Annotated in this window: 1 rRNA gene; it reads right to left on the reverse strand. The window is 56.0% G+C overall.

The annotated features are described in order from the left end of the window. Positions 1 to 45 precede the first annotated feature (45 nt). Positions 46 to 1,561, reverse strand: a 23S ribosomal RNA gene (locus ACFXI3_RS47080); the annotation flags it as partial.

A 1,561-nucleotide genomic window follows, 5' to 3' on the forward strand; every position in this document is an offset into this window, starting at 1 on the left:
CCGGTGTGGTGTTTCAGAACCGTAGAGTGGATGCGAGCGATCTTTGTGGGCAAGTCCTCGGCCTATTAGTACCAGTCAACTCGACAACACATTACTGTGCTTCCATTTCTGGCCTATCAACCCAATCGTCTCTTGGGGGCCTTAACCCACATGGGGTGGGATACCTCATCTTGGAACAGGCTTCCCGCTTAGATGCCTTCAGCGGTTATCCCTTCCGAACATAGCCAACCAGCCATGCCACTGGCGTGACAACTGGCACACCAGAGGTCCGTCCGTCCCGGTCCTCTCGTACTAGGGACAGCCTTCCTCAAGTATCCTGCGCGCGCGGCGGATAGGGACCGAACTGTCTCACGACGTTCTAAACCCAGCTCGCGTGCCGCTTTAATGGGCGAACAGCCCAACCCTTGGGACCTACTCCGGCCCCAGGATGCGACGAGCCGACATCGAGGTGCCAAACCATGCCGTCGATATGGACTCTTGGGCAAGATCAGCCTGTTATCCCCGGGGTACCTTTTATCCGTTGAGCGACACCCCTTCCACCAGGAGGTGCCGGATCACTAGTCCCGACTTTCGTCCCTGCTCGACATGTCTGTCTCACAGTCAAGCTCCCTTGTGCACTTGCACTCGACACCTGATTGCCAACCAGGCTGAGGGAACCTTTGGGCGCCTCCGTTACCCTTTAGGAGGCAACCGCCCCAGTTAAACTACCCATCAGGCACTGTCCCTGAACCAGATCATGGTCCGAGGTTCAGATTCCCAATCCGACCAGAGTGGTATTTCAACAACGACTCCACACCCACTAGCGTGAGCGCTTCACAGTCTCCCACCTATCCTACACAAGCCGAACCGAAAACCAATACCAAACTATAGTAAAGGTCCCGGGGTCTTTCCGTCCTGCCGCGCGTAACGAGCATCTTTACTCGTAATGCAATTTCGCCGGGCCTGTGGTCGAGACAGCCGGAAAGTCGTTACGCCATTCGTGCAGGTCGGAACTTACCCGACAAGGAATTTCGCTACCTTAGGATGGTTATAGTTACCACCGCCGTTTACTGGCGCTTAAATTCTCAGCTTCACCCCCCGAAAGGAGTTAACCGGTCCTCTTAACGTTCCAGCACCGGGCAGGCGTCAGTCCATATACATCGTCTTGCGACTTCGCATGGACCTGTGTTTTTAGTAAACAGTCGCTTTCCGCTGGTCTCTGCGGCCAACCACCGCTCCACCCGCAAGGGGTATCACAGCGCTTGGCCCCCCTTCTCCCGAAGTTACGGGGGCATTTTGCCGAGTTCCTTAACCACAGTTCACCCGATCGCCTTGGTATTCTCTACCTGACCACCTGTGTTGGTTTGGGGTACGGGCCGTGCATGCACTCACTAGAGGCTTTTCTCGACAGCATAGGATCACCCACTTCGCCTCAAACGGCTACGCATCACGTCTCAGCCTGTTGCCATGCGGATTTGCCTACATGACGGCCTACACGCTTACACCAGGACAACCATCGCCTGGCGGAGCTACCTTCCTGCGTCACCCCATCGCTTGACTACTACGGAATCAGGTCCCACGC

Origin of the sequence: Amycolatopsis sp. NPDC059235 (assembly GCF_042754125.1) — a bacterium.
Classification (GTDB): Bacteria; Actinomycetota; Actinomycetes; order Mycobacteriales; family Pseudonocardiaceae; genus Amycolatopsis; species Amycolatopsis albidoflava.